The following is a 24,383-nucleotide window of genomic DNA, read 5'->3' on the forward strand; positions in this document are numbered from 1 at the left end:
AACCGTAACTACTTTGAAATATTGTAGTTACGGTTTTTTTTATTTTTAATATGTGCCCTATAAAGTGACCCATTAATTGTGATGACCTATTCAAAATGCAAATAAAAACGGATTATTTGCTCTTTCTATTTTTCGTTACTAAAGAAAAAATCTTACCGCGCTTTTTCTAACAGTTGTATGTTATTCTCAATTTGGTAACGCCCGTGTTGGCAAGTGATCTTTTTTAGCGCTTCTTTGTAAAAATATGATGTTGCGTTGCGGTGAAGTAATCTTTGAATACTTGGTTCAACTCGGTGCCTTCTTTACTTGCCGAAATACCTAAAAACGGATACAAACCTATTATAGCCTGAGAGATGGCTTGCACAGATTGTACGGCTGCTTGGTGTACCTCCACCACCCATTCTTCCCAACCAAATGTTGAGTTGTCTAGACGCCTTTCGGTTTGTAGTGCTAAATCATACAAGCGTTTTTCGCCTTCTTTTAGCCTAGTATTTAAAATTCGCCAAGCTGGTTGAGCCTCTTTAAAACTGGCTAAAGCTAAAAAATGTTGCGCCATGCCAATATAGTTGATCCATAAGGTGAAATCGGCAAAGATCAAAAAAGGAATTTGGTACAAGTCTGCCGTATGTTTTACTTCGTGATAAACAAAACTAAATCTTGGCGCCACACGATAATCTGAAACCTGAAAAGAATGTGTAGCCGTAGCCTTTAAACCCATACTCGACCAGTTAGGAATAATCTTCACCGCTTCTTTGGGCAAAACAAAACTCTTTATTAAGTCGTTTCCGTTGTCATCTTTTACTGGCTTCCCGGCATTCATAATTCGAGCATTTAAAGTAAAATGCGTAAGATAAGGTGCACCAGTGGCGTAATGCCAAGTTCCATTAATACGGTATTGCCCTTCTTCTTGATGCGCTTCGCCAAATACTCCGCCGCTTCCGCCTAATATGGTGTTTTCTTTACCTTTAAAGACTTCGGCTGCAGCCTCGTGTGCTAAATTGCCAACAAAGAAATTGGCACCACTGCACAAGGTGAGCGTCCATCCCAGGCTGCCATCTATTGTTGCTACTGCCTGTAACTTCTTTAAACCTTGGGTTAAAGATAAAGCTTGACCGCCATATTCTTGAGGTACCCAGATATTCCATAAATTTTCTTGCGCCAAGTATTGCAGTACTTCATTAGAGAAGCTTGTCGCATTTAAACAGGCGGCTTTAAGTTGTTGCTGGCTGATGCCCTGTAGATTGGTTTTCATCTTGTATTAATTTTCTCCACTTTAAATATCCTGAAACCCCTACCACAAATAAAAAACTGGTGAGGGCGGCATAGATATAAAGTTCTTTATAAATAAGTAAAGGGATGGTGATGATATTACTGATGTTTAGAAAAATCCAATTCTCCATTTTCCGTTTTGCCATCAACCACATGCCTGCCCAAGCAAAAGCACTGGTGGTTGCATCCCAAATAGGTACATCAGAATCGGTGTAATTGATTAACCAGAAGCTCATCGCCCCAAAGCAAAACAACACAATGCCAAAGCTTTTTATATAATCTAAACGATTGGCATATTGTATGGGTGGCGGATTGTTTTTTTTGCCAAACTGCCAATACAACCACCCGTATATACTCATTACTAAGTAATATAAACTCAAAACAATATCGGCATACAACTGGGAGTGATAATGAATCCAGATACTTAGCAGTATAGAAACAATACCAAATAGGTAATTATGTATATAGTTTTGCCTGGCCAGTAAAACTTGAGTGACGCCAAAGCAGGTGCCTAAGATTTGAATAAGGGTAAAATTGTAAAACAGCGAATCCATTTCTTTACAGTTTAACGAAATGGCAAGTGCAGACCAAGACTTTTATTTGCAAAAGTAGCCCGTTAAAATCCCTACGCTGGCATTATCCAGATCAGGTTTAGAGGATGACCTCTGGGTATCTTCTCAGCCTATGAAATAAGCACCCCATTTCTTAGTGCGAATGTAAGCAAAATAATCATGCGAATACCCTATAAATTTGATTTTGTTTAAGCCTACTCCCTTTGCGTGAAAATAGAGAATATTGTCTACTGCCTTAAACTATATTTAAGTTAGGTTGCATTCAAAAAAAAGAAATATTCTCGTACTTTCGGCCACAAAATGAACGCAATGGACAGTCATGAACTAAGTGTAATCTTTTTAGTGATTTATGTGGTACTAATCGCTGGTATTGGCATTTACTACAGCAAAAGTAAAAACAACGAAGATTACTTTCTGGCTTCGCGCAAATTACCCGCGTGGTTACTGGCAGTGACCTTCATTGCCAGTTGGTGGGGAGGCGGATCGGCAATAGACTTGGTAGACCACGCCCACACCAACGGCCTCAACTCTTTTTGGATTTACGGAGTACCCGTTTTACTTGCAACAGGCTTGATGTATGTTTTTTCTAAAGGTATTAGAAACTTAGGGCATTTGTCGCAACCACAATTGATGCAAGCCCGTTATGACCGAAGGACCGGATTTCTACTCAGTATTTTCATACTGCTTTTTATGCTTATTGCCGCTGCTATTCAAGTAATTGTCATAGGTAAATTTTTTGAGGCTTTCTTTAACATTAGTTATGAAACCGGAGCCGTTTTGGGTACAGCTATAGTCCTTTTATATTCGCTCTTCGGCGGATTTAAAGGAGTAGTGGTAACCGATTTACTCCAATTTGTCTTTTTCTTATTGGCGGGAATTTTTCTATTTTATTTTACGTACACCGCTTCTGGTGGAATGCAGGCGGTACAGCAACAAGCGCTGCTTCAACAAAAAACCGGATTTACCTCCTTTTTTTATAAAGTTCCCGACCAATTAGCCTACGTGATTACCTTTGGTACCTCGTGGATGATACAAGCCAACGTTTGGCAAAGAATTTCGGCCGCCAAAACTGGTAGCGACGCCAAAAGAATGATGCTGTACAGTTTTATTGCCTTTATTCCTTTATACCTCATGGTAACCTATACCGGAATGTTCGCCAGTGTACTATATGAAGATTTACCGTCAAGCGGAATTGTACCCACTATGGTTGCGCAAATAGAGCAACCTATGCTAAGCGCGATGATTTTTGTAGGCTTGAGTGCCGCCATTATGTCGACTATGGATTCACTGCTCAATACCGGTGCTATGGCACTAAGTGTAGATATTTATCAAAACCACCTGAAGCCCCAATCGAGCAATAAAGAGAAAATATTGGTCTCGCGCGTAGCTACCTTACTTATGGCTGCCATTGCCTTATTTATCGCACTAAAAATAAAATCGGTTTTAAAAGTATCTTGGATAGGGTCAGATTTCTTAACCAGCGGCGCATTTGTACCATTAGTTATGGGATTTTTATGGTATAAGGGGAGTAGCCAAGCCGCCTTTTATACCATGCTGTACGGTCTAGCATTCTCAAGTTATCATTTTGCTATTGCCCTAGGGGCCGATTTACCTCTGGCTTGGGAGGTGGCTTCTACACAGCAAGCGCTAGTAGGCATTGGCGGGGCTTTTATTTTGTATGTAAGTTTAAGTTATTGTACTTCTTCAGATTATAATCAAAACAAGGCTTTCATCCGTAAAGCAAATATTTTAAAAAGATAAAAGCAATAAATTATGCTTTATTGATTTATTTTAATAAATTTAAACCTAATTAACAAAAATTTAATTTTTAATTAAAATTTTTCTGCAAAAATAAGCCTAATTTTAAAGAAAAAAGAAATGGGACGAATTGAAGAGAAACATAGAAAAAGAAAAGAACAAGATCAGCCGTTAGATTCATTTGGTAATCGAAAGCGAGAGAACAATGAGGTAGATTTTGATGAGGAAACTATAAAAGACCAAAAAGACAAAAAGTAGTTTAATTTTAAGTTTAGTTGTTGGAAAAGGGCAGTTGTTTTAGCTGTCTTTTTTTTGCTAAAAGTTTATTTTTGTTTAACGTAACAATAAAATTATTAAACATATGTATTTTTCACGAGCACAAATCAAGGCTATGGACCAACGCTACCGTGCTAATTTTATCAATAGCTTGAGTGGATATAAATCGGCCAATCTGATTGGTACACGATCGCAAGATGGAATTGAAAATCTCGCTATTTTCAGCTCTGTAATTCATTTAGGAAGTCATCCGCCTTTACTAGGATTTATCTTACGCCCTACTTCTGCAATTCGCAACACTTGGGATAATCTTAACAGCACTGGTGTTTTTAGTGTAAATCACGTGAACAAATCGATATATCAACAAGCTCATCATACCTCAGCCCGCTATAGTGGTGAGGTATCAGAATTTGAGAAAAGTGGTCTTACACCTGTCTATAAAAACGATTTTGAAGCTCCATTTGTAGCAGAAGCACCGGTACAAATAGCTTGTAAAATGAAAAATCATTACTTTATAGAAGAGAATAAATGCCGATTAATTGTAGGAGAGATTTTAGGCGTTTATAGCGAAACCTCGCCAGCAGAAGATGGTTTTTTAGGATTAGCCCAACAAGATACGGTGTGTATAAATGGTTTAGATGCCTATGCCTTACCTCAACTTTTAGATCGTCTGGCCTACGCCAAACCTAATGTACCCACAAAAAGTATTTATGAATAAGAAACATCTTCCTGTAAAGATTTGCGTGACTTGCCAGCGTCCATTCACTTGGCGTAAAAAATGGCAACGCGATTGGGAACATGTAAAATATTGTAGCCAAAGATGCAGACAAAACAAAAAGACAGCGCACTAGTTTGGTTTAGAAACGACCTGCGCATTGCAGATCAAAAAAGCTTATACACCGCTTGCAAAAAACACCCACAAGTATATGCGGTTTATTGCTTTGATCCGCGCCATTATGCTACCACCTCCTATGGTTTTAAAAAAACAGAGAAGTTTAGAGCGCAATTTCTTATAGAGAGTGTAAAGCAGTTAAAACAGAATTTAAAGACTAAATTAGGCATAGACTTATTAGTTTTTAAGGCGCAACCCGAGGATAAAATACCCGAATTGGTCGAACAATTTAATATTACCAACCTCTATTCTCAAAAAGAATGGACAGTAGAAGAGTTTTTGGTTTATAGTAAAATTAAAAGTCGATGCAGTTTGTTGAAAACGCAAACTTTTTTTGACCAAATGCTATATCACCCTAAAGACATCCCCTTTAGTTTTAATCAAATACCCGAAGTCTTTACGGCATTTAGAAAAAAAGTAGAAAAAGAAGCCAAGGTAAGAGCTTGCCTACCGCTACCGCAAAAAAACTACCATCAAGCACTTAGTGAACATTCAGAAGCTATACCAACATTGGAGGAGCTAGGGCTGAATTCTTTTAAACCCGATTCTCGCACCGCTTTCCCCTTTAAGGGAGGAGAACAAGAGGCCTCTAAAAGAATACAGGATTATTTGTGGAAAACCCAAAAGTTGAGCGTTTATAAAAAAACGAGAAATGGACTATTGGGTGCAGATTACAGCTCAAAACTATCGGCTTGGCTGGCTAACGGTTGTATATCGGCTAGGCAAATTTATTGGGAAGTCAAAAAATATGAAGAGGAAATCATAAAAAACGAAAGCACGTATTGGTTAATTTTTGAGTTGCTATGGCGAGACTTCTTCAAATACATTTCACTCAAGCACGGTAATTCTATTTTTAAGCAATCAGGAATCCGTAAAGAAAAACTAACCTGGCATAATAACCCACAGGTATTTGAACAATGGCGACAAGGTAAAACAGCCGAACCGTTTGTCAATGCTAATATGATTGAATTAGCTCAAACCGGATTTATGAGCAACAGAGGAAGACAAAACATCAACAGTTATTGGGCAAAGGAATTAAAACAAGATTGGCGAAAAGGCGCCGCCTACTTAGAGAGTATGCTAATAGATTATGATGTGCACAGCAATTGGGGCAATTGGATGTACAACAGTGGTGTAGGCAATGACCCTCGAGATCGTAAATTTAATATTAAAAGTCAAGCCAACCGATACGATGCTTCTGGTAAATACCAACAGACTTGGCTACAAAACAAACTATTTTCATGAAAACGCTACGCTTAATTTTGGGTGACCAATTGAATTATAAACATTCTTGGTTCTCTACTACCGATGATAATGTGCTTTATTTTATGGCCGAAATGAGGCAAGAAACCGATTATGTTAAACATCACATTCAAAAAATTGTAGGCTTTTTTGCTGCAATGCGAAACTTCTCTCAGCATTTAAAAGAGCGTGGTCATAAGCTAGTGTACTATACACTGACCGATAAAAAGAACAAGCAAGATTTAAATGCCAACCTTAAAGCTTTAATAGATGAACATGACGTTGAATGCTTTGAGTACCTCTTACCAGATGAATATAGATTGGATGAGCAACTAAAAAAATTTACCGATGAGTTAAAGATAAAAACCAAAAGCTATGATACCGAACATTTTTTTACCCAACGCTATGATTTAGCCGATTTTTTTGAAGGCAAGAAAGAATTGATAATGGAGTATTTTTATCGTGCTATGCGAAAGAAGCACGGTATTTTAATGCAAAACGAAAATAACCCAGAGGGCGGCAAATGGAATTTTGATAAAAGTAATCGGAAAAAGTGGAAAGGCTCTCCAACGATTCCGCACGAAAAAGGATTTAGAAAAGACGTAGCCGATATTGTTGATGCGCTAACTAAAACCGATGTAAAAAGTATAGGAGAGATAAACAAAACACAATTTAATTGGCCCACTTCGCGTGAAGACAGCTTAAAAGTTTTGCGGTATTTCTGCGACGAGCTCTTAGTGCACTTTGGCGATTTTCAAGATGCTATGCATACGAAAGAAAACTACCTTTTTCATTCTAGACTCTCTTTTGCCTTAAACACCAAAATGCTATCCCCTAAAGAGGTTATCGATAAAGTTCTAGACACTTACTACGATGCCAAGAACGATATTAATATTTCTCAAGTAGAGGGATTCATACGTCAGATTTTGGGTTGGCGCGAATATATGCGCGGAATTTATTGGAAGGAAATGCCAGGATACCGCCGCAGTAATAAACTGGACCACCAAAACCAACTCCCCGATTTTTATTGGACCGGTAAAACCAAAATGAATTGTCTTAGCCACGCCATTTCGCAAAGTCTAGAACTTGCCTATGCGCACCACATTCAACGGCTTATGGTTACGGGTAATTTTGCCCTGCTTATTGGTGTGCACCCCAATGAGGTTGATGCTTGGTATCTAGGCATATATATAGATGCAATTGAGTGGGTAGAAATGCCAAATACTCGCGGTATGAGTCAGTTTGCCGATGGTGGCATTGTAGCCACAAAACCCTATATTTCAAGCGGTAGTTACATCAATAAAATGAGCAATTATTGTCAAGACTGCCACTATAAGGTAAAGGAGAAAACCGGAGAAAGCGCATGTCCATTTAATGCACTTTATTGGAATTTTCTAGCTACTCATCGCGAAAAATTAAAAGACAACCAACGTATGAGTATGATGATGAGTATGCTTAATAAAATGGATAAATCTACCTTAGCCGCTCATCAAGAACGCGCTCAGAAAATAATAAATAAACCAGATGACTTTTAAACTAAACTCACCAAGGTACTTGAAAATGAACATCTTGAAAACAATCAAGGTATTTTAACCAGATATACGGTTTTTAATCCAAACTATACAATATACCACTATTTAATTCAATTTTTTCGTAAATTAGATAGAGTAAACAACCAACAAAATGTTAGAAATTGTATTATTGGATGACGAGCTTAAAGCCGTAAAAAGTCTGGAGTGGGAAATTGAAAATTATTGCCAAGGGGTAAATATATTAAAGACTTTCACCAATCCTAACGAGGCACTCTTGTATCTAAAAAATCATACTCCAGATTGCTTATTCATCGATGTAGAGATGCCTCAGATGAATGGTTTAGAGTTTATCAGCAAATTTCAAAGCCGTCAGTTTGCGGTAGTTTTCGTAACGGCTTATAGTCAATATGCCATAAAGGCCATTAAAGAAAGTGCTTTTGATTACCTGCTAAAGCCTATTGATACAGATGATCTGGTTTCTACCATCAATCGGTTAAAGTATAATAAAGAAAAGAAAAATCCCAGTGATATTTTAGAAGAACGTCTAAACAATCAAAAAAGGGTTGCCATTCCCGTCGATGGAAAATTAGTTTTTATTGAACCACAGCAAATTGCCTATTGTAAAAGTGACGGTAATTATTGTCGCATTTATTTATGCGACGGTAATGAATTGTTTTTATCAAAAAAGCTAAAAGACATACAATGCCTTCTACCCGACAATCATTTTTTTAGGGTGCATAACAGCTACTTGGTAAATTTAGATCAAGTATGTGAGTTTGTAAAAGCCGAGGCTTATATCGTGCTTAAGAACAACATAAAAATTCCAGTCTCACGCAATAAAAAAGCTGATTTTCTCGGTCGGGTATAGGCAGTGGTTTGTTTGTAATTTAATATAAGTTATTTTGTCATCAACAGCTCTCCAAACTTTATTAAAATTCGCAAAGGCTCTAAACCTTAAGCTATTATGCTTTCTATGGATGAATATTTTGGTGAGTTTTAGTATTGGTCGAGCCCAAAATTTGGATACAGAGCTTTTTGTTCGATCACCAGACAGCACCCAGGTACTCGCTCTTATAAATCGTTCACGTGAATTGCATAAAAAAAAGCAACAAGACAGTTTAGAATTTGCCTTGGCACGGCAAGCTATACTTTTAGCAGAAAAACTAAACGACACCCTTTTGATGGCTCGAGCAAATGACAATTTAGGCTTGCTTTACCGCTACCATAAAAATTATTCTACCGCTTTTGCTTACCATCAACGCGCTTTTGAGTGGATTGAAAATAAATCAGTTGACAAACTTTACAAAATGATTTTTGCCAACAATGCAGGAGTAGCTAGTCGGTACGACCAGAAATATGCTACAGCAGTAGATTTTTATATGAAAGCCCTGCAACTGGCCGAGGAGGAAGAAGACTTAAGAAATATAGCCATTGCTAGTAATGGGATTGGCAATGCTTTAAGTCAAATCCCGGGAAAACAAAAAGAATCTTTGGCTTACTTTAACCGTTCTTTAAAAGCAGAACAACAACGCGGTAATAAGCTGGGTACAGCCATGAACTATTTATCGATTGCTGATTATCATATCGAAACTAAAAATTATGTTTTAGCCAAATCTTACCTTAACCGCTTATTGCGTATCAATCAAGAAATGAACAGCGTTTTTGGCTTGGCAATCGCTTATGAGTATTTGGGTCTAACCTATCTTGAGGAAAGTAAAAATCTTACTCAAGCTGTTATTTACTATAAAAAAGCCCTTGCGGGTTATGTTCAACTTGAAAACCGTCATAAAGAAGCAGAAGTACTGCATCAATTAGGGCATACTTTTTTAAATAAAAAAAATTACACCCAAGCCAGTAATTATATACAACAATCGCAAAAATTGGCCACGACAAACAAGCAAACGGCTGTTTTGCAAGGTAATTATGAGCTATTGGCGCAATTGCACGAAGAACAAAACCAATTTGCCGATGCCTTGAAACACTATAAATGGGCGCAAGCTTACGCAGATAGTTTAAAAATACATGAGCAAAATGTTAAAATAGATGCCCTGACCAAACAGTATAACTTGGCTAAAAAGGAAAATGAAATTGCGCTATTAAAAAAAGATAAAGCCCTGCAAGCTGTTAAACTAGCTAATCAAAATGAATTGCTTGCTAAGCGTAATCTCATCAGTTTTTTTCTAGGGGTTAGTCTGCTTTTAATCCTTATTATTTTGTATTTACAATCCCGTAATTACAAAGAAAGAAAAGCAACCAATGCCAGAATTAATCAAGAAGAGAAAGAAAAACTAAATGCAATTTACGAACGTAATTTAGCTCGAGCCGAAATACTAGTTACCCGATTAAGGATAAATCCGCATTTTTTATTCAATAGTTTAAACGCTATCACCTACTTGATTCAAATCAAGCAAAATGAAAAAGCAATTAAGTACCTAAAATTATTCAGCAGGTATACTCGTATGGTTCTCGAAACTTCAAAACAACACGTTATTTCATTATCCGAAGAACTTAAACTGGCCAACTACTACCTACAACTAGAAGAAAATCGCTTCGAACAAGACTTGGAAATCCAGTTTGTTGGTGCTAATAATACTGAAATTCAAGAAGTTAAGATTCCACCACTTTTGTTACAGCCTTTTTTAGAAAATGCTATTTGGCATGGCTTAATGCTCAGTGACAAAAAAAAGAAAAAAATAAGTATCGTTATCAATCACAACACAACAAAAACCAGCATAAGCATCACCGATAACGGAGTAGGTCGTCAACCCAAACCCAGTTCACAGAAAAAACACAAAAGTATGGGCGTTTCTATCATCAAAGAACGAATAGAATTATATAATAAATCCTTTCAAGGGGAAATTACCTATAGAATAGTCGATTTGAAAGATGAATATCAAGCTCCGCAGGGCACCCAAGTTATTTTAAACATTTATCCGCAAAAGAGAACTGAAATGAATATCGCTTTCGCGGAATAAAATTTAAACGAAGTCTCTCAGCTACTAAAAATCTTACTTACTTTTGCATCAAATAATGTAAACCATGACTCCAACTTATATAGGATATTTCTTTCAATTAGAACCCGTCCAACCGCTTGCCGAAATCTTGATTGCCCAGCTTAACGAATTAGGTTTTGATAGTTTTGTTGAAACCGAAACGGGATTAGAGGCCTATATAGAGAAATCTCTACATCAGCCAAAAGAGGTTGAAGAATTATACGTTTTTCAAAATCCTGATTTTAAAATAGATTATGAAGTTAAGGAAATTGAACAGGTAAATTGGAATGAGGAATGGGAACGAAATTTCCAACCTATTTTAGTGGATGATATCTGCCAAATAAGAGCACCTTTTCACGCCAAGCAAGAGACGACTTATGATATTATTATTGAACCTAAAATGTCTTTTGGTACTGGGCATCACGCCACCACCCATATGATGGTACAACACTTGTTGCAACTAGATTGCACCGATAAAACGGTTTTAGATATGGGCTGTGGCACGGGTATTCTTGCCATTTTGGCCGGTATGCGAGGTGCTACAGATATAACCGCTATAGACATAGACCATTGGTGCTTTTTAAATACACAAGAAAATGTAGTTCGCAATAACTACCCTGCAATTAAAGTTTTTGAAGGCGACGCATCACTGCTTGGCCCTAAAAAATTCGATTTAATCATCGCCAATATCAACCGCAATATTCTTCTTCAAGATCTACCCATTTACGAAAAGGTATTGCAACAAGAGGGTATAATTTTATTAAGCGGCTTTTACGAAGAAGATTTAGGTCTCATAAAAGAAAAATGCAATCAATTGGGACTGCAATATGTAAACCACCACATAAAAGATAATTGGGTGGGGGCAAAATTTGTTAAAAATTAAAATTTACATTCAAAAATATTTATTTTTGAAAGAAACAAGTTTAACAACTATGAGTGTTCAGGAGGAAGTACTAGAAAAGAGAGCGACAGAAATCGCAGAAGAAGAACAGAACCAAATTATTGTTTTTAATGATGATGTCAACACTTTTGACCATGTTATTGAAATGCTAATGAAGAGTTGTGATCACGATGCCCTACAAGCCGAGCAATGCACGCTTATTATACATTACAAAGGGAAATGTGCCGTAAAAACGGGAGATTATGAAGATTTAAAACCACGTTGTACTGCTTTACTAGAAGCGGGAATAAGTGCCGAAATCCAATAATTTAAAATAGCCTTAACAGCCGGTTTGGTTTTTTTATTTAACGTTAAAAACCTACCTATGGAAAAATTATTACTCTTTTCGTTTCTAGCTGGGGTAAGTGTTTTTATTGGCGGACTTCTAGCCTATTTTTTTAATCATCACCTTAAAGAAACCCCTATAAAATACGAGTTAAGCCATAGTTTTATGGCCTTTGGTTCAGGAATTATCCTATCGGCAGTAGCTTTAGTTTTAATACCTAATGGCCTTGAGAAGTTAGCGGTATGGCCGCTGGTTTTGACTTTCTTATTTGGGGCGCTCGGTTTTTTAATAATCGATTGGTATTTGAGTAAAAAAGGTGATCAAACCGCCACCTTACTGGCAATGCTTATGGATTTTATACCAGAATCCATTGCTCTGGGAGCCGTGTTTGCATCACAGTCTCAAATGGCCAAATTACTTGCCGTCTTTATTGGTTTACAAAACTTACCCGAAGCCTTTAATGCTTTTAGAGACTTAACCCAAAGTGGTTTTAGTATCCGTAAAACCCTGCTACTTTTCTTCTTTTTAAGCTTTTTTGGAATAGGCGGTGCCTTAGTAGGTCATTATTTCTTGAGTGATTACCCTGACTTAACAGCTTATTTGATGACTTTCGCAAGTGGCGGAATTTTATATCTTCTCGTACAAGATCTCATTCCTGAAAATAAATTAAAAAACACTTACCTCCCCACGCTAGGAGCAATATTAGGGTTTTGCATTGGTATGATTGGCGAGAAAGTAATTTAATAATCCAAAATATATTTCTCACTTAAGTATTTCCAATATCTTTTAGGAACGTGTTGAGTATGCAGTTTTTTATTGGCGCGTTCTTGAATATTGGTATGTTCAAAATAATTTTTCCATAATTTTTTATAAGCTACTTCATCCTCAGCCAACAAATTTGCTGGCGTACTATGTAATAAAGTATTTACCGATGGCAAGTGCACTTGCCTTATGGATTCTAAATCGTACAACAAACCGTAATCTCGTTTTACATCATATATACACCAGTGTTGATCGGCATAACGGTTTTTAAAATGCTTGGCATTTAGGGGCAATACATTAAAATCTGGAGCTATACGCGCAAAATACAGACCGTTTGCCGTTTTTTCGAAACGCACAAAAGCATCCATACGATGCTTTTCTCTCCCAATCATTTTATTAATCTTTTGCAATTGTATTACTGCATCTCTACTAAAGTCATTTTTACCACTATGCTTATCAACCATCAATTGACGTAAATAATCAAATATTAACTGCGGAACCTCAGCCAACTCGCTCAAAAAGCATCGGTATAACCAAGTGAGGTCGCTTTTACCCCCATATTTAATAATTCCCTTTGCCACACGGGCGGCTTTAACTTGATCTGTGTTTACCCAGATTTCTTCATCAAAAAAAGATGCAGCATGGTTGTTTTTCCCTACCAGTTTTACATCTTTCAATCTTAAATGAAACACCTCAAAAATGGCAGATAACAAACCTTCAAAACTATGATCAAATAGCACGATTTTCATTTTATTCAAATAAATTTAATTGTGAATTAAACAATGGCTTGTATTTGCTTTTTCCTTGAGTAAGTATATTTGATTTTATTTGTTGCGCACTCATATCGGCCTTTAGAAAATCACGAGAATCGCATATCATAAAATATTGCGCTCTATTCAAAGCAATACCCATTTTCTTTAGGTGATGCCAGCCTAGTTTCCGGTACTTTCTGGCTTGCAGAATCTTGTAAACAGATTTTAGTCCCACACCAGGTATGCGCGCGAGTTGTTTTTTATCGGCTTTGTTTATATCTACAGGGAAAAGATGTAAATTTCGTAAGGCCCAACTTAATTTTGGGTCTATATCACTATCTAAGTTAGGATGATTCTGATTTAATAACTCATCGATTGAAAAGCCGTAAAATCTTAGCAACCAATCGGTTTGATAAAGTCGGTTTTCTCTAAGCATAGGCACCTCTGTACCAATGGCGGGAAGTCGAGAATCATAAGAAATAGGAACGTACCCCGAGTAATACACCCTTTTCATATTATACTTTTTATAAAGATGAGCAGCCGTATACATAATTTGGGCATCGGTCTCATTGGTAGCGCCTACAATCATTTGAGTACTTTGCCCCGCTGGCGCATACACCGGCGTACTTTTAATCAGTTTTTTTTCAGATTTATACTTTACAATCTCATTACGCACCTTTTTCATCGGCTTTAAAAAATCTTCGCGGTTTTTTTCGGGAGCCAGTAATTTTAAACCGTTTTGTGTAGGAATCTCGATATTAACCGAAAGTCTATCGGCATATAAACCGGCTTCATACATCAAATCATCACTCGCCCCAGGTATAGACTTTAAGTGAATATAGCCGTTGAAATTTTCTTCTAACCGCAATTTTTTGGCAACCAAGATAAGGCGCTCCATCGTATAATCCGCATTTTTAAAAATACCTGAACTTAAAAAAAGCCCTTCAATATAATTGCGCCTATAGAAATTAATTGTTAAATCGACTACTTCTTGCACTTTAAAAGCGGCCCGCTTAATGTCATTACTTTTTCGCGTTACACAATAAGCACAGTCAAAAATACAATGATTGGTAAGCAAAATCTTTAACAATGAAACGCATCGACCATCGGCCGTGTAGGTATGGCAAATGCCCATGCCACTTGAATCGCCTAAACCCTTTTTATTGTTGGTTCGCTTGCTGCCACTACTTGAACAAGAAACATCATATTTAGCTGCATCGGCTAGTATATTAAGTTTTTCTTTGATTCTATCAAAATTCATTTATATGGATTTTATACAAATTTACGGATTAAATCCGTTTAAACGGAAATAAACCGAATAAGTTTTGGAAAATATCCGTCAAATGATGTATATTTGGATATGGAATTATCAATAGAAATACGTCGATTTAAAGAAATTAGAGAAGAGCAAGGTGCAACTCAAGCCGAGTTTGCTTCTCTTTTAGGTGTTAAAACCTCAACGGCCGATATTGAACGCGGTCGAACTAAACTTAGCGGAAGTGTAGTAATGGAGCTACTCAAGCAGTTTAGTATAAACCCACTATGGTTGTTTGGTGAAAGCAATCAAAAGCGTTTGCCTCTGCACCGAGTAGATACCATGCCTAAGGTAATTAGCCTTAATTCTGAAGAAAATGAAAACATTGTAATGGTAAATCAAAAAGCTGCTGCAGGTTACCCTCATAATGTTCAAGATGTTGATTGGTACCGGCAATTGCCCGCTTTTGATATGCCGCTTCCTCAATTTAGAAATGCAACTTATAGAGGGTTTCAAATAGAAGGAGATAGTATGCTGCCCAATTTTAGACCAGATGAGTGGGTGTTAGCCAAGGCTGTTCCCAGCTTAAGTGATGCAAATGATCATCGTGTATATGTGGTGGTGATGTATGATAGCGTGGTGGTAAAAAAATTGCATAAGTTAGCCGATCCTAGCCGTATTCGATTAATTTCTTTTAACGATGAGTACCCAGCCTTTGAAGTTAATGTTGCTGAAATTCAGGAATTATGGCAGGTCAATTCTAAACTAACGTTTAATTTGGATGCCAACTCTGATAATGGCATTTTGCGGGAATTACAGGCTTCTATGCAAGAACTAAAAAGCAAAATCAATAATTTAAATAAGTAGAAAAACCCGGTATTTCACCGGGTTTAAGTCTCCTATTAATTGGATCACTTGACTTTAGTCTATTTGAAAAGTCTATTAAAGATAAACAGTTTTACCCTTTCTGATTATTAAAAAGCATTTATAATAGCTGTAAAATCATCCGCTTTAAGCGATGCACCACCTATCAATCCGCCATCTACATCGGGTTTTGAAAAAAGTTCTTTGGCGTTGTTAGGCTTTACACTTCCTCCATATAAAATAGAGGTATTTTCAGATAAATCAGCGTCAAAGCGCTCAGAAATCTGTTGCCTGATATATTGATGCATTTCTTGGGCCTGTTCGGGAGTAGCCGTTTCACCAGTTCCAATTGCCCAAACCGGTTCATAGGCAATTATAACCTTCTTCATTTGCTCTGCGCTTAGGTGAAAAAGACTATTTTTAAGTTGGCTTTTAATGGTTTCATTTTGACGATTGGCTTTTCTATCCTCTAGCTCCTCTCCCACACAAAAAATTATTTGCATCGATTCTTCTAGAGCAGTATTAACTTTATCAGCCAATAAATCATCGCTTTCATTATACAGATGTCTGCGTTCAGAATGCCCTATAATCACAGTTCTTACTCCAATACTGGTTAACATGGACGCAGCAACCTCTCCCGTATGCGCTCCCTGCTTATGCGCATTACAGTTTTGTGCAATTACTTCAATAGCAGAATCTTTTAGCATTTCTTTGACTGGAAATAACAAAGGGAAGCTAGGTGCAACCATCACTTTAACTTCTGAATGCATTTCATTCTGTTTTAAAGCCTCTAACAAAGTTATTGATTCGGGCAGGTTGTTATTCATCTTCCAGTTTCCTGCAACAATTTTATCTCGCATAATTTTTTATTTAATTCGTTCTTATTTTTGGATCTAAATAGGCATAGATTACATCTACCAAAATATTGATAAGCATAAACATACATGCTATAACAATAACAGCGCCCATAATGATAGGCAAATCTAAGGTGTTTAGTGCGTCTACAATTTCTTTTCCTAAACCATTCCACCCAAAGATATACTCAACAAAAACTGCCCCTGCCAACATTGAAGCAAACCAGCCAGAAATGGCAGTTACAACCGGATTCATAGCGTTTTTTAAAGCGTGCCTCCATACTATTTGATAGGTATTAAGACCTTTGGCTTTGGCAGTACGAATATAATCTTGACTCAGCACATCGAGCAGAGAATTTCGCATTAATTGAATAACTACAGCCAATGGCCTAATGCCTAAAACCAAAGCGGGTAGTATTAAATTTTTAAGTTGTAATTGATTGGCTTCGCCAAAATCATCTAACTCATATAAACTTCCTGTGGTATTAAGACCAGTGTACTTGTGCAAAACAAACCCAAACAGCCAAGCAAATATAATGGCACTAAAAAATGAAGGGACACTCATACCTACCGTACTTAGCACTTGAATACTTTGATCTAACCAAGAGTCTTTTCTCAAGGCCGATAAAATGCCCAAAAAAACACCCAATAGCAAAGCAATACTAATTGCCGAAAATGCTAAAACTATTGTATTGGGAAGTGTTTCGGCAATCACCTGCCCAACCTGTTTATTGTTTTTTTGAAAGGATTCTCGTAGATAAGGTTGTTTGACAACACAAGTAAAAGAGTTTGTTTTGAACAAAGCGATAGCATCATATTTTCCTGAACTAAGAGCGGTGTAATGCGACTTGTTATTTGCGTGCACCGATATAGGTGACAAGTCGTTTAAATAATACCCGTATTGTGCGACTAAGCTTTGGTCAAAGCCATATTTTTCTCGAATGATTTGCAATTGCTCTTCACTTTCATTCTGACCGAGCATCATTTGAGCGGGATCGCCGGGTAAAACTTGAAACAATAAGAAAATAACACTTATTACACCCCAAAGGGTCAAGGCTGCATAAACTATCTTTTTACCAATGTATGTTATCAAAATTTAATCTAATGCAATTTTTTGAGCATCATTCCAATGCAGTTTTTGTTTGATGGTACCTTCGTGAAGCAGAACCAAACCTGGGTTAGAACGCACAATAGTTTTAATAGTGGTTTCATCGGCAAAATAAAAATCTAGGTTTAGTTGAAAATCTTTATTAATTTCTTGGTATTCTGCCGCTCCAGAAGCCGATAAAGCTATTACTTTATAACCTTTTTCTTGTGCTTGCTGGAGAACTGGTTTGATTTTTGCCCAACCTTTACGTTCGGTTTTAGATAAATTATAAGCGCTAACAATTAAAACCTTTGGTTCATTTAAAATTTGGCCGGTTAAATCTTTACCGTTTATTTCTAATGCAAAATCGTGGATTGGTGGCACATAACCTTCAGCTACCAGTTCGGTTTCTACCTCAACAAACTCTCCATCAACCTGCGGGTAACTGCCTTGAGTAGTGTAAATTTTTTCCTCACCATCTACTTTGAATTTCCAATGGTAGTCGTAAATTGCTTCTGGAGCGCCTTCTGGAACTCGCATGGCCTCTTGAATATTAACCCCTTCTTTATAGGCTCTAAAATCTACAACCGGCAAATGCATTAAGACGTGATAAGCTAAGCCCAAACAACCTATAAACGCCGCAAAAAATATCCATTTATGAGAATTTGGGTTAAAAATAGGTTGTATATATTTTTGATTAAAGAAGATTATAAGAATAAGTACACTTAAAACAACGTCTTTATAAAAGCTCTCCCAGGGCGTTAAGGGTATCGCATCACCAAAGCATCCGCAATCGGTTACCTTATTAAAGTAGGCCGAATAAAAAGTTAAAAATGTAAAGAAAATAATCATTAGCAATATACTCCAGCTAGTAAATTTCTTTAGGTAACCGAGTAGTAAATTTACACCCAAAAGCACCTCGAAAATTACAATAAAAACCGCCAAAGCCAATGCATATGGCACTAAAAAGGGCAGATTAAGAACGCTGGCTGCAAAATAATCTTGTAGCTTAAACGAAAAACCCACCGGGTCATTAAGTTTTACCAAACCACTAAAGATAAAAAGCACACCTACAAATATTCGTGCAAAGTTTACAACTGCTTTCATAATTATTTTTTTTGCTGATTGAAATTAAGTAAAATAAGAGCAAATACGGCATAATTCACCATATCTTGATAATTAGCATCAATACCTTCGCTAACCAATGTTTTGCCTTGGTTATTTTCGATTTGTTTTACCCGCAACAATTTTTGCAAAATCAAATCGGTTAAAGAGCTTACCCGCATTTCGCGCCAAGCTTCGCCATAATCGTGGTTTTTATTCAACATTAACTGTTTGGTTATTGTAATTTGCTCGTCATAAACTTCTAGAGCTTGCTCTAATGACAAGTCAGGTTGCTGCGCAACACCTTTTTTAAGCTGAATCAAAGCCATGACGCTGTAATTAATAATGCCTATAAATTCTGGAATTTCACCTTCATCTACTTTCTGCACTTGATTCTCTTGCAATCCGCGAATGCGTTGTGCTTTAATAAATATTTGATCGGTTAGTGAAGGTAATCGCAGAATACGCCAAGCGCTGGAGTAATCTTGCATTTTCTGACTAAAAAGAGCTCTACATTTTTGGATTACGGCATCGTATTGCTGCGCTGTTTGTTGCATAGAAAAGATGAATTTTGCGTAAATTTCGCATTTATAATTATAAAAATCAATTTTTAAGATGACAATTAATTGCAAAGGAAGCCTCATCGATTTGAGTTCGCCTAAAATAATGGGTATATTGAATCTAACACCCGATTCTTTTTATGATGGTGGACAATATAAATCTGAAGCACAAATACTTCAACAAACTGAAAAAATGCTTAGCGAAGGAGCCGATTTTATTGACCTTGGCGGATACAGCTCTCGCCCTGGCGCTAAAGAAGTGAGTGTAACGGAAGAGTGCCAGCGAGTGCTACCAGTGATAGAGCTTATTCTTGAAAATTTTCCCGAGACACTTATATCAATAGACACTTTTAGAAGTGAGGTCGCCGAAAAGAGTATTGACGCAGGAGCAGCAATTATTAACGATATCTCTGCAGGAGAGTTAGACCAGGCTATGTTATCAACAGCAGCCAAATTACAAGTACCTTACATTATGATGCATATGCGCGGAAATCCAAAAACCATGCAAAGCTTAACCCAATACTATAACCTTACACAAGAAATTATTTTTTATTTTTCAAAAAAAATACAGCAGGCTCGCGATCTTGGTCTTAATGATATCATCATAGACCCAGGATTCGGATTTGCTAAATCTCTTTCTCAAAATTACATCTTGCTGAATGAACTTGCTCTTTTGCAGCAACTTCAAGCACCAATATTAATTGGCGTTTCAAGAAAATCAATGATTTACAAGCTATTGAACTCAAATGCACAAGACGCTTTAAACGGAACTACAGTCTTACATACACTCGCACTACAAAAAGGAGCACAAATTCTTCGGGTTCACGATGTTAAAGAAGCCAAAGAATGTGTGCTTTTACTAGACCAACTTAAAGATTAATTTATAAATTTACGAAAATCATTTTTTTTTGGATAGCATTAGTTTTTTAGAACTCAGAATATTAGACATTATAGACATCTTATTAGTAGCTATACTACTATATTATGTTTATCGCTTGGTCAAGGGCAGTGCCGCCATTAATATTTTTATAGGAATTGTAATTATTTACCTTGTCTGGAAATTAACCCAATTACTTCAAATGGAGATGCTAAGCAGCATATTAGGACAGTTTATTGGGGCTGGGATGTTCGCTCTAATTGTTGTTTTTCAGCAAGAAATAAGAAAATTCTTACTCATGGTTGGCTCAACCAATTTTGGAAGTAAGCGCAACTTTCTGCGTCAGTTTAAATTCAATAAAAACAATGGTAATCAACTTGAAACCGATTTCAAATCGATAATTAAGGCTTGCCAGAAAATGGGTCAAAACAACACCGGTGCGCTTATTGTTATTAAAAGAAATACAAATTTAGATTTTATAAAAAGTTCAGGAGACAGTATGCGCATTAAAGTAAACCAGCCTATTGTAGAATCTATTTTTTATCCAAACTCTCCTCTACATGACGGAGCTATGATTATCGAAGACAATACTATTACAGCAACAAGGGTTATTTTACCTGTTTCTAACGATAGAAACATTCCGTTGCGTTTTGGGTTAAGGCATCGAGCTGCTATTGGAATTACCGAAAAGACAGATGCTGTTGCCTTAGTGGTTAGTGAGGAAACTGGACATACCTCCTATATCAAAGATGGAAGTTTTGATTTATACGATGATTTAGAGGAGCTAGAAAAAAAATTAGAAGAAGACCTTTCTTAAACTTCATCTATTTCATTAACTATTATAAATCGTATTCGAGAAACTGTACTTCATAAAGGCTTTTGTAATAGCCTTCTTCTTTTTGAAGCAATTGTTGATGTGTTCCTATTTCAACAATTTTACCAGCATCCATGACAATGATCTTATCTGCTTTTTTAACGGTTGCCAATCGGTGTGCTATTATTATTGAGGTTCTTCCTTGGGTAATCTTATCGGTAGCCTCTTGAATCAATTGTTCGCTATAACTGTCTACGCTAGAGGTAGCCTCATCTAAAACCAAAATGCTTGGTTTACTTACATAGGCCCTTAAAAATGCTATCAATTGCCGTTGCCCGCTAGACAACATCGTGCCTCTTTCTTTTACATTATATTGATACTTCCCTGGTAAGGTATTGATAAAATCGTGTACGCCGATTTCTTTTGCTGCAGCAATAACATCCTCTAAGCTTATCTTCGGGTTTTCTAGTGTGATATTATTCTCAATCGTATCGGCGAAAAGAAAAACATCTTGTAAAACAACGGCAATTTCGTTCCGTAAAGATTTTAGCTGAAACTCTTTTATATCAATACCATCTATGCTAATACTCCCTCCATTAATTTCATAAAACCTACTTAACAAATTTATGATAGTACTTTTGCCAGCACCAGTTGCACCTACAATAGCTACCGTTTCTCCTGCCTTCACTTTCAAATCAATCCCTTTAAGCACTAATTCATCAGGTATGTAACCAAAGCTCACTTGTTTAAATTCAATATCTCCTTGAAGATTTTTTGCTATTTTAGTCCCTTGATCTTTTATTATAGCCTTAGTATCTAAAATCGCAAATACCCTATTTGCGGCTACCATTCCCATTTGCAGGGTATTAAATTTATCGGCTATTTGTCGTAAAGGCCTAAACAACATTTGTATAAGCTGGATAAACATGACAATTATACCCAAATTTAATTCTTCGCCCGCTACAACCCTCAAGCCTCCAAACCAAACTACTAATCCTATTGCTATTGAGGTTGCCATTTCTGCGATAGGAAAAAAAATAGAATTGTACCAAACTGTTTTAATCCAAGCATTTTTATGTTTCTCATTAATGGCTTTAAAACGAGCATATTCTACTTTCTCTCGATGAAAAATCTGCACTATTTTCATTCCCGTAAGCCTTTCTTGTACAAATGTATTGAGATTAGAAACCTGTGTTCTAACCTCTTCAAAAGCTATTTTCATTTTTTTCTGAAAAACACGTGTAGCGTAAATAATCAGCGGTAAGATGAGAAAAACCAAGAGGCTTAACCTCCAGCTTTGATATAACATAAACCCAACTACCACAAGCATTTTTAATAAATCGCTAATAATCATGAAAAGCCCCTGGCTAAAAATACTTGCAATGGTTTCAATATCGCTTACAGCACGGGTAACCAACCTACCTACAGCAGATTGATCATAATATTGCTTTTTAAACTGCAGCATATGAGCAAACAATTTAACTCGAATATCCCTTATAACTTGCTGCCCAAGCCAATTCGCAAAGTAAATAAATCCAAACTGAGTAAGCACTTCTAACACTAAAGCTCCTAACATTAGCATAATAAAGTTAACCAGTAAACTCGCATCTTTTGGTACTATGCTTTGATTAATGACTATCTTGGTTAAATACGGGTTAACCACCCCAAGTAAGGAGAGCAAAATAGCTGTAAAAGCTACAAAGTAAAAGGTCTTTTTATACGGATTAGTATACGTGAGTAAACGCTTAAACAACCTAAAATCAAATGCGTTGCCCGTTTTATTTGCCATGGTTTGTAAAAATATGTGCAGGATAATCAACCTGCGTTAAATAAAGACCTCGAGCCGGCGCAGAAGCTCCAGCATTAGACCTGTTTTTAGATTGAATGATTTGGTGCATTGCTTGCGGTTCGCGCTTTCCACTACCCACTTCTAATAAAGTTCCTACTATGGCTCGTACCATATTACGCAAAAACCGATTTGCCTGTATACTAAAAATAAGTTGATGCCCGACTTGTTTCCAACTAGCGTGCATAATGGAGCAATCAAAAGTAAAAACATCTGTCTTAACTTTTGAAAAAGATTCAAAATCGGTATAATCCAATAAAATATCGGCCGCCTCTTGCATTTTCTTTATATCTAAATTACGTTTCACATAATAGCTTCCTTGATTTGTAAAAGGATTCTTTTGCGTATCAATCATATATTCATAGCTACGCGCGGTCGCATCAAAACGCGCATGTGCTCCATCGGGAACCTCAAAAAGTTGAGAAATCGCAATATCTTTAGGCAACAGGGTATTCATTTTGAAGCAGAAGTCTGTTGCGTTTAAGTTTTTTTCATAATCAAAATGAGCAAACAACTGCTTGGCGTGCACACCAGCATCGGTACGACCTGCACCCACAACCGGCGTATAATTTTGCAAAGCAATTTGCAGTTTGTCTTCTAAGACTTCTTGTACGCTAATCACATTCGGCTGCCTTTGCCAGCCAAAATAAGCCGTACCGTTATAAGCCAATTCGATAAAATACCTCAAACTATTTACCTATTTTTGCTTTGCAAAGATACAAGAATCTAAAGACCATATGGGTCTTAAAACATTAAACCCTGTTAAAAACCTCGTATTTTTTGAAAAAGATTCTCCTTTTAAGTGACACCCATTCACATCTTGATGAACGCATAATTACTTATGCCCGTCAAGCGGATGAAATATGGCACGCCGGCGATATTGGAAATTTAGATGTAACAGATACTTTAAACAGTATAAAACCTTTAAGGGCTGTATATGGCAATATAGATGATGATAAAGCTCGGCGTAATTTCCCTTTAGATTTGTTTTTTGACTGCGAACAAGTGAAAGTATATATGACTCATATAGGCGGTTATCCAGAAAGATATAATGCCCGAACAAAGCAAATAATTGAAGCCGAACAACCTCAGCTTTTTATTTGTGGGCATTCGCACATTTTAAAAGTGATGTATGATAAAAATAATCGCGTTTTACATATGAATCCCGGTGCTTGCGGAACTCACGGTTTTCATACCGTTCGCACCATGCTTCGCTTTGAAATTAATGGAGACAAAATTGAAAAACTCGAAGTTATTGAACTGGGCCAACGCGGAAAATTAAAATAAAAAACCCAGTGAAAATCACTGGGTTTTTACGCACTAATACTACTAAGATATTAGGTTTATCGCAATCGGTCTACAGATTTTACAAGTGCTTCATCCTTTTTAATGGCTTTATTAGCCAACACTAAAAAAACGATAGAAATGATAGGAAGAAACAACCCAATACCTTTCTCTGAGACATTCATCTCTCCAGGTACGATTAGAGACCAGTACACGAAAAATCCTAGTAAAATAAAGTTCAATATGATGTTGAGTCTGTTCATAACAAACTGCAATTTTCTATTTTTAAATAAAAAGATACTTACTAATGCCAATAAGGCACTCAACAGAAGTCCAGCTAAAACATAAGGTAGATCTGTGGCATAAATTGGATTTGCATTGGGGTTCAACCACAAGCTAAATACAAATGACGCCAAAACACTAATTACCAAACTCAGCAATAAATAAATACTTTGAATGCGTTGAATCATTTTTATTTTTTGATATGGATACAAAAATATAATATTTATTGTATTTGAAAACCCTAAAAAAGAAAATAAAATTGTATTATTGCAGTATCTATGC

The 24,383-nt window shown here is 36.6% G+C and carries 26 protein-coding genes and 1 riboswitch; of the genes, 15 read left to right on the top strand and 11 right to left on the bottom strand.

Annotated elements, in window-relative coordinates; translation table 11 throughout:
• Positions 1 to 223 precede the first annotated feature (223 nt).
• Complete coding sequence (locus tag FT993_RS00500; RefSeq protein ID WP_255504370.1) at positions 224 to 1,252, bottom strand: acyl-CoA dehydrogenase; 1,029 nt, start codon at positions 1,250 to 1,252, stop codon at positions 224 to 226.
• Positions 1,212 to 1,823 (bottom strand): nicotinamide riboside transporter PnuC, encoded by a 612-nt coding sequence (gene pnuC, locus FT993_RS00505; protein WP_147860585.1) that lies wholly within the window; start codon positions 1,821 to 1,823, stop codon positions 1,212 to 1,214. The genes FT993_RS00500 and pnuC overlap by 41 nt, the downstream gene beginning before the upstream one ends.
• A 51-nt stretch (positions 1,824 to 1,874) precedes the next feature.
• Positions 1,875 to 1,980, bottom strand: a riboswitch (TPP riboswitch).
• A gap of 170 nt (positions 1,981 to 2,150) precedes the next feature.
• On the opposite strand from pnuC, the gene FT993_RS00510 reads away from it, so the two are divergent.
• The 11 genes from FT993_RS00510 to FT993_RS00555 all read left to right on the top strand — a co-directional run bounded on the left by FT993_RS00510 (position 2,151) and on the right by FT993_RS00555 (position 12,504).
• Positions 2,151 to 3,602, top strand: a complete 1,452-nt coding sequence (locus FT993_RS00510; protein ID WP_147860586.1) for a sodium:solute symporter — start codon at positions 2,151 to 2,153, stop codon at positions 3,600 to 3,602.
• Between the two features lie 117 nt (positions 3,603 to 3,719).
• Entirely contained in the window at positions 3,720 to 3,857 is a 138-nt protein-coding gene (locus tag FT993_RS12245) for a hypothetical protein (protein WP_187240723.1), read from the top strand.
• Between the two features lie 103 nt (positions 3,858 to 3,960).
• Entirely contained in the window at positions 3,961 to 4,593 is a 633-nt protein-coding gene (locus tag FT993_RS00515) for a flavin reductase family protein (RefSeq protein WP_147860587.1), read from the top strand.
• Complete coding sequence (locus FT993_RS00520) at positions 4,586 to 4,726, top strand: DUF2256 domain-containing protein (protein ID WP_147860588.1); 141 nt, start codon at positions 4,586 to 4,588, stop codon at positions 4,724 to 4,726. Before FT993_RS00515 ends, FT993_RS00520 begins: the two co-directional genes overlap by 8 nt.
• The gene (locus FT993_RS00525; protein ID WP_147860589.1) at positions 4,696 to 6,012 is read left to right on the top strand and encodes a DASH family cryptochrome; all 1,317 of its coding nucleotides are present in this window, start codon (positions 4,696 to 4,698) and stop codon (positions 6,010 to 6,012) included. Before FT993_RS00520 ends, FT993_RS00525 begins: the two co-directional genes overlap by 31 nt.
• Complete coding sequence (locus FT993_RS00530) at positions 6,009 to 7,544, top strand: cryptochrome/photolyase family protein (RefSeq protein ID WP_147860590.1); 1,536 nt, start codon at positions 6,009 to 6,011, stop codon at positions 7,542 to 7,544. Before FT993_RS00525 ends, FT993_RS00530 begins: the two co-directional genes overlap by 4 nt.
• A gap of 148 nt (positions 7,545 to 7,692) precedes the next feature.
• On the top strand, positions 7,693 to 8,409 hold the full coding sequence (locus FT993_RS00535) for a LytTR family DNA-binding domain-containing protein (protein ID WP_147860591.1): 717 nt from the start codon (positions 7,693 to 7,695) through the stop codon (positions 8,407 to 8,409).
• Between the two features lie 151 nt (positions 8,410 to 8,560).
• Positions 8,561 to 10,516 carry a tetratricopeptide repeat protein gene (locus FT993_RS00540; RefSeq protein WP_187240724.1) on the top strand — a complete coding sequence of 652 codons (1,956 nt, stop codon included), beginning with the start codon at positions 8,561 to 8,563 and terminating at the stop codon, positions 10,514 to 10,516.
• A gap of 64 nt (positions 10,517 to 10,580) precedes the next feature.
• On the top strand, positions 10,581 to 11,417 hold the full coding sequence (prmA, locus tag FT993_RS00545) for a 50S ribosomal protein L11 methyltransferase (RefSeq protein ID WP_147860593.1): 837 nt from the start codon (positions 10,581 to 10,583) through the stop codon (positions 11,415 to 11,417).
• A 49-nt stretch (positions 11,418 to 11,466) separates the two neighbouring features.
• Complete coding sequence (locus FT993_RS00550; protein ID WP_147860709.1) at positions 11,467 to 11,742, top strand: ATP-dependent Clp protease adaptor ClpS; 276 nt, start codon at positions 11,467 to 11,469, stop codon at positions 11,740 to 11,742.
• A gap of 57 nt (positions 11,743 to 11,799) precedes the next feature.
• Entirely contained in the window at positions 11,800 to 12,504 is a 705-nt protein-coding gene (locus tag FT993_RS00555; RefSeq protein ID WP_147860594.1) for a ZIP family metal transporter, read from the top strand.
• Here the strand turns inward: FT993_RS00555 and FT993_RS00560 are convergent.
• Both FT993_RS00560 and FT993_RS00565 read right to left on the bottom strand, forming a co-directional pair.
• Positions 12,501 to 13,271: a TIGR03915 family putative DNA repair protein gene (locus FT993_RS00560; RefSeq protein ID WP_147860595.1), complete on the bottom strand. Its 771-nt coding sequence runs from the start codon at positions 13,269 to 13,271 to the stop codon at positions 12,501 to 12,503. The two genes, FT993_RS00555 and FT993_RS00560, sit on opposite strands and share 4 nt — an antisense overlap.
• Position 13,272: 1 nt before the next feature.
• Entirely contained in the window at positions 13,273 to 14,535 is a 1,263-nt protein-coding gene (locus FT993_RS00565; protein ID WP_147860596.1) for a putative DNA modification/repair radical SAM protein, read from the bottom strand.
• Positions 14,536 to 14,634: 99 nt separating this feature from the next.
• Here FT993_RS00565 and FT993_RS00570 point away from each other — a divergent pair, with 99 nt between their 5' ends.
• Positions 14,635 to 15,396 (top strand): S24 family peptidase, encoded by a 762-nt coding sequence (locus FT993_RS00570; RefSeq protein ID WP_147860597.1) that lies wholly within the window; start codon positions 14,635 to 14,637, stop codon positions 15,394 to 15,396.
• Positions 15,397 to 15,503: 107 nt separating this feature from the next.
• Here the strand turns inward: FT993_RS00570 and tpiA are convergent, their stop codons facing one another.
• The 4 genes from tpiA to FT993_RS00590 are packed head-to-tail and all read right to left on the bottom strand — an operon-like array spanning position 15,504 to position 18,995.
• Positions 15,504 to 16,253 carry a triose-phosphate isomerase gene (gene tpiA / locus FT993_RS00575; protein WP_147860598.1) on the bottom strand — a complete coding sequence of 250 codons (750 nt, stop codon included), beginning with the start codon at positions 16,251 to 16,253 and terminating at the stop codon, positions 15,504 to 15,506.
• A 10-nt stretch (positions 16,254 to 16,263) separates the two neighbouring features.
• Positions 16,264 to 17,340: an ABC transporter permease gene (locus tag FT993_RS00580; RefSeq protein ID WP_147860599.1), complete on the bottom strand. Its 1,077-nt coding sequence runs from the start codon at positions 17,338 to 17,340 to the stop codon at positions 16,264 to 16,266.
• A gap of 3 nt (positions 17,341 to 17,343) precedes the next feature.
• Positions 17,344 to 18,441, bottom strand: a complete 1,098-nt coding sequence (locus FT993_RS00585; RefSeq protein ID WP_147860600.1) for a BT_3928 family protein — start codon at positions 18,439 to 18,441, stop codon at positions 17,344 to 17,346.
• 2 nt (positions 18,442 to 18,443) lie between these two features.
• A complete protein-coding gene (locus FT993_RS00590; protein ID WP_147860601.1) occupies positions 18,444 to 18,995 on the bottom strand; it encodes a DUF1599 domain-containing protein in 552 nt (183 codons plus the stop codon).
• Between the two features lie 58 nt (positions 18,996 to 19,053).
• Here FT993_RS00590 and folP point away from each other — a divergent pair, with 58 nt between their 5' ends.
• Both folP and cdaA read left to right on the top strand, forming a co-directional pair.
• Positions 19,054 to 19,878, top strand: coding sequence for a dihydropteroate synthase (gene folP / locus FT993_RS00595; RefSeq protein ID WP_147860602.1), 825 nt, complete (start codon positions 19,054 to 19,056; stop codon positions 19,876 to 19,878).
• 37 nt (positions 19,879 to 19,915) lie between these two features.
• Positions 19,916 to 20,692, top strand: a complete 777-nt coding sequence (gene cdaA, locus FT993_RS00600) for a diadenylate cyclase CdaA (RefSeq protein WP_147860710.1) — start codon at positions 19,916 to 19,918, stop codon at positions 20,690 to 20,692.
• Between the two features lie 22 nt (positions 20,693 to 20,714).
• Here the strand turns inward: cdaA and FT993_RS00605 are convergent, their stop codons facing one another.
• Together FT993_RS00605 and truA are read right to left on the bottom strand one after the other, a co-directional pair.
• Positions 20,715 to 22,478 (bottom strand): ABC transporter ATP-binding protein, encoded by a 1,764-nt coding sequence (locus FT993_RS00605; RefSeq protein WP_147860603.1) that lies wholly within the window; start codon positions 22,476 to 22,478, stop codon positions 20,715 to 20,717.
• Positions 22,468 to 23,223, bottom strand: a complete 756-nt coding sequence (gene truA, locus FT993_RS00610) for a tRNA pseudouridine(38-40) synthase TruA (RefSeq protein WP_147860604.1) — start codon at positions 23,221 to 23,223, stop codon at positions 22,468 to 22,470. Before truA ends, FT993_RS00605 begins: the two co-directional genes overlap by 11 nt.
• A 92-nt stretch (positions 23,224 to 23,315) precedes the next feature.
• Between truA and FT993_RS00615 the strand changes: the two genes are divergently transcribed.
• Positions 23,316 to 23,822, top strand: coding sequence for a metallophosphoesterase (locus tag FT993_RS00615; RefSeq protein ID WP_147860605.1), 507 nt, complete (start codon positions 23,316 to 23,318; stop codon positions 23,820 to 23,822).
• A 56-nt stretch (positions 23,823 to 23,878) separates the two neighbouring features.
• Here the strand turns inward: FT993_RS00615 and FT993_RS00620 are convergent, their stop codons facing one another.
• Positions 23,879 to 24,289, bottom strand: a complete 411-nt coding sequence (locus tag FT993_RS00620; RefSeq protein WP_147860606.1) for a DUF4293 domain-containing protein — start codon at positions 24,287 to 24,289, stop codon at positions 23,879 to 23,881.
• Positions 24,290 to 24,383: the final 94 nt, after the last annotated feature.

Origin of the sequence: Mesonia sp. HuA40, assembly GCF_008017835.1 — a bacterium.
Taxonomy (GTDB): domain Bacteria; phylum Bacteroidota; class Bacteroidia; order Flavobacteriales; family Flavobacteriaceae; genus Mesonia.

Coding starts and splice junctions, on each gene's coding strand:
- FT993_RS00500 (WP_255504370.1), bottom strand. CDS start 1,252: ATGAAAACCAATCTACAGGGCATCAGCCAGCAACAACTTAAAGCCGCC.
- pnuC (WP_147860585.1), bottom strand. CDS start 1,823: ATGGATTCGCTGTTTTACAATTTTACCCTTATTCAAATCTTAGGCACC.
- FT993_RS00510 (WP_147860586.1), top strand. CDS start 2,151: ATGGACAGTCATGAACTAAGTGTAATCTTTTTAGTGATTTATGTGGTA.
- FT993_RS12245 (WP_187240723.1), top strand. CDS start 3,720: ATGGGACGAATTGAAGAGAAACATAGAAAAAGAAAAGAACAAGATCAG.
- FT993_RS00515 (WP_147860587.1), top strand. CDS start 3,961: ATGTATTTTTCACGAGCACAAATCAAGGCTATGGACCAACGCTACCGT.
- FT993_RS00520 (WP_147860588.1), top strand. CDS start 4,586: ATGAATAAGAAACATCTTCCTGTAAAGATTTGCGTGACTTGCCAGCGT.
- FT993_RS00525 (WP_147860589.1), top strand. CDS start 4,696: ATGCAGACAAAACAAAAAGACAGCGCACTAGTTTGGTTTAGAAACGAC.
- FT993_RS00530 (WP_147860590.1), top strand. CDS start 6,009: ATGAAAACGCTACGCTTAATTTTGGGTGACCAATTGAATTATAAACAT.
- FT993_RS00535 (WP_147860591.1), top strand. CDS start 7,693: ATGTTAGAAATTGTATTATTGGATGACGAGCTTAAAGCCGTAAAAAGT.
- prmA (WP_147860593.1), top strand. CDS start 10,581: ATGACTCCAACTTATATAGGATATTTCTTTCAATTAGAACCCGTCCAA.
- FT993_RS00550 (WP_147860709.1), top strand. CDS start 11,467: ATGAGTGTTCAGGAGGAAGTACTAGAAAAGAGAGCGACAGAAATCGCA.
- FT993_RS00555 (WP_147860594.1), top strand. CDS start 11,800: ATGGAAAAATTATTACTCTTTTCGTTTCTAGCTGGGGTAAGTGTTTTT.
- FT993_RS00560 (WP_147860595.1), bottom strand. CDS start 13,271: ATGAAAATCGTGCTATTTGATCATAGTTTTGAAGGTTTGTTATCTGCC.
- FT993_RS00565 (WP_147860596.1), bottom strand. CDS start 14,535: ATGAATTTTGATAGAATCAAAGAAAAACTTAATATACTAGCCGATGCA.
- FT993_RS00570 (WP_147860597.1), top strand. CDS start 14,635: ATGGAATTATCAATAGAAATACGTCGATTTAAAGAAATTAGAGAAGAG.
- tpiA (WP_147860598.1), bottom strand. CDS start 16,253: ATGCGAGATAAAATTGTTGCAGGAAACTGGAAGATGAATAACAACCTG.
- FT993_RS00585 (WP_147860600.1), bottom strand. CDS start 18,441: ATGAAAGCAGTTGTAAACTTTGCACGAATATTTGTAGGTGTGCTTTTT.
- FT993_RS00590 (WP_147860601.1), bottom strand. CDS start 18,995: ATGCAACAAACAGCGCAGCAATACGATGCCGTAATCCAAAAATGTAGA.
- folP (WP_147860602.1), top strand. CDS start 19,054: ATGACAATTAATTGCAAAGGAAGCCTCATCGATTTGAGTTCGCCTAAA.
- FT993_RS00605 (WP_147860603.1), bottom strand. CDS start 22,478: ATGGCAAATAAAACGGGCAACGCATTTGATTTTAGGTTGTTTAAGCGT.
- FT993_RS00620 (WP_147860606.1), bottom strand. CDS start 24,289: ATGATTCAACGCATTCAAAGTATTTATTTATTGCTGAGTTTGGTAATT.